Below are 2,838 nucleotides of genomic sequence, written 5' to 3'. Positions count from 1 at the left end.
CGCCCGCCCCAGCCGACACGACAAGGGCGACGAGGCACGGCAGCGCGATCGATCGTCGTCCGCACCCTCCCGCGCCCGCGCCCGCCGTTCCCCGACCGCCCGCCCATCGCCCAGAGAGCTCCAGGCGAAGATCGCGGAGCTCGACCGCCGGATCGCCGCACTCGACGTCCAGCTCACGAAGGTGCGGCAGGCGGATCGGATGCTCACCACCAAACGACGCGAGGTCGGGAGCAAGCTCGCCCGGGCCGAGAACGCTCGTCGCTCACTGATCGCCAAGCGCGCCCAGGCCCGAGCCGCACGAGCGGAACTCACTGCCGGGCTCGCGGCGATGACCGACGGGCTGCGGCGGATCGACGAGGGCATCGCCAAGGCCGAGGACGGTCTCGCGAAGATCGACGAGGGTATCGACAAGATCCGCGAGGCCCGCCGCAAGCTGCGGCACGCGCGCGAGCAGGCCCGCATCGCCGTCGACTCCGCCACGGTCCGCCGGCGACAGGCAACCCTGACCCGGGAGCGCACCACCCTCGTCGCGCCGGTGAGCGGCCATGTCACGCACACCGCGGACGTCGGCGACGTCCTCTCCCCCGGCGCCCCGGTGGCGCGGATCTCGGCCGACGTCGACCGTGACCACCCCGTGCTCACCGCCTGGCTGCCACCCCAGCAAGCCGAAGCGGTGTGCCGGAACACGACGGCGTCCGTCACCGCCGACTGGCTCTCCTCCGCGCTTCCCGGTCGGGTCACCCTCCTCGGCACCCGCGCCGAGTACCCGCCCACGTCGCAGGCCACCGACGAGGTCCACCTCCTGCGCGCGGTCGCAGTCGAGGTCACCGTCGATGACCTCGGTGGCGCCGTCCTTCCACCCGGCACCCCGGTCGGCCTCCGCCTCACTCCCTGCGGCGAGGCCACCCCCACCACCCCGTCCGGCGCGTCCGCGTCGGCCCCGAGCAAGAGGTGATCGAGATGGCCCGTCCTCCGAAGAAGGTCGTCGCGCGCATCGTCGCGATCGTCGTCGTGCTGTGCCTCGCGATCGGCGCCTGGTACTGGTGGCGCGGCCGGCAGGCCGAAGAAACCGGTGGCGCCCTCACCGCGTCGGGCTCGATCGAGGCGAACGAATACCAGGTCGCACCGGCCACGGCGGGCACGGTGACCAAGGTCCACGTCGCCGAGGGTGACACCGTCAAGGCGGGTCAGACTCTCGTCGAGCTCGACGCCCGCCCCCTGTCGCTGCAGGTCGACCAGGCGAACGAGGGCGTCAGGGCCGCCCGCGCCGCCGTCGACCAGGCGAAGGACGACGACGGCTCCGACGCGGAGATCTCCGCAGCCCGGGCGAGACTCGCGCAGGCCGAGGCAGCCGTACAGCTCGCCAAGGTGCAGCAGGGTTATGCGACGGTGAAGGCACCCCACGCTGGCACGGTGGCCACGCTCGCGACCAACGCCGGCCAGAACGCCGCCCCGGCCAAGACGCTCGTCACCTTGCTCGACCCCGCCGACCTGTACGTGCGCGCGTACGTGCCCGAACCTCGCATCGGCGACGCCCGCCTGGGCCACACCGCGTCGGTGACGACCGACTCCACGACGCGGTCGTTCGGGGGCACGGTCTCCTACGTCGCCTCCACCGCGGAGTTCACCCCGAACACCGTCGAGACCGAGGACCAACGCGCCAAGCTCGTCTACGAGGTGCGTCTGCGCGTGGCCGACGACTCCGGCACCCTCAAGCCGGGGATGCCCGTGACGGTGACGTTCCGGTGAGCGTCGACGAGACCGCCGACGCACGCACTCTTGTATCGACACAAGAGGAAGTCTCGATGCGCGCTCTCACCCGCCGCTTCGGCGAGCTCACCGCAGTCGACGCCGTCGACCTCGACATCGCCCCCGGGGCGATCTTCGGCCTGCTCGGGCCGGACGGGGCGGGCAAGTCGACGCTGTTGCGCATGCTCGCGACCGTGCTCGACCCCACCGACGGGGATGCGCGCGTGTGCGGGTTCTCGGTGACGACGCAGAAGCCCCAGGTCACGCCACGGATCGGGTACATGCCGCAGCGGTTCTGCATGTACCCCGACCTGACGATCGCCGAGAACGTCGACTACTTCGCCACCCTGCGCGGCGTGGATCGCAGACAGCGTCGAGACCGGTCGGCGCGGCTGCTCGAGTCGATGGGCCTGGCGGAGTTCGCCGGGATGCGCTCCGGCACCGTCTCGGGCGGCATGAAGCAGAAGCTCATGCTCGCGGCCACCCTCATGCACGAGCCCGACGTGCTGTTCCTCGACGAACCGACGACCGGCGTCGACCCCGTCTCCCGTCGCGAGTTCTGGCGCATTCTCGCGGGCCTGCACCGTGAGGGCCGCACGATCCTCGTCGCGACCCCGTACATGGACGAGGCCGAGCGCTGCACCGACATCGCCTTCCTCCAGCACGGCCGCATCACGACCCGCGGAACCCTCGCCGAGGTCGCGGCCCAGGTGCCGGGCACTCTGCTCGAGGTGGGCGGGGCGGTCGACCTCACGCCTCGGCAGATCCTCGAGGCGGTGACCGCCACACGCGATGCCCGGTTGCTCTCGGCCCACCTGCACGGCGACGTCGTGCGCGTATTGTGGGACGCGGGTCCGAGCGATGCGCCAGGTGAGGTCGCCACGGCGCTCGACGAGGCGGGCCTCCGGCGGGTGCGGGTGACTCCGATCCGCGTCGACATGGAGGCGGCGTTCGCCGTGCTCGCCGATCGCGACGACGAGCCGGGTACCGGTGTCACGAGTCCCACCCGCGTCGGGGAGGCCCTGTCGTGAGCACGACACTCGATCGTGCACCGCGCACCCCGGCGCCCCGCTCCCCCAACCCCGTGAC

At 72.1% G+C, this 2,838-nt stretch carries 3 protein-coding genes; all 3 read left to right on the top strand.

Annotation, left to right across the window (positions count from 1 at the left end):
* The coding region (locus BN1197_RS17180) for an HlyD family secretion protein (RefSeq protein WP_040155156.1) at nt 1-955 on the top strand (955 nt) is incomplete at its 5' end.
* A gap of 5 nt (nt 956-960) precedes the next feature.
* Nucleotides 961-1,749: an HlyD family secretion protein gene (locus BN1197_RS00010; RefSeq protein ID WP_141397147.1), complete on the top strand. Its 789-nt coding sequence runs from the start codon at nt 961-963 to the stop codon at nt 1,747-1,749.
* 56 nt (nt 1,750-1,805) lie between these two features.
* Nucleotides 1,806-2,780 carry an ABC transporter ATP-binding protein gene (locus tag BN1197_RS00005; protein ID WP_052465778.1) on the top strand — a complete coding sequence of 325 codons (975 nt, stop codon included), beginning with the start codon at nt 1,806-1,808 and terminating at the stop codon, nt 2,778-2,780.
* The last annotated feature ends 58 nt before the right edge of the window (nt 2,781-2,838 follow it).

The organism is Mobilicoccus massiliensis (assembly GCF_000826525.2).
GTDB classification, from domain to species: Bacteria; Actinomycetota; Actinomycetes; order Actinomycetales; family Dermatophilaceae; genus Mobilicoccus; species Mobilicoccus massiliensis.
The sequence above is the reverse complement of the archived record's forward strand: the minus strand, read 5'-3'. Positions and strand labels throughout refer to the sequence as shown.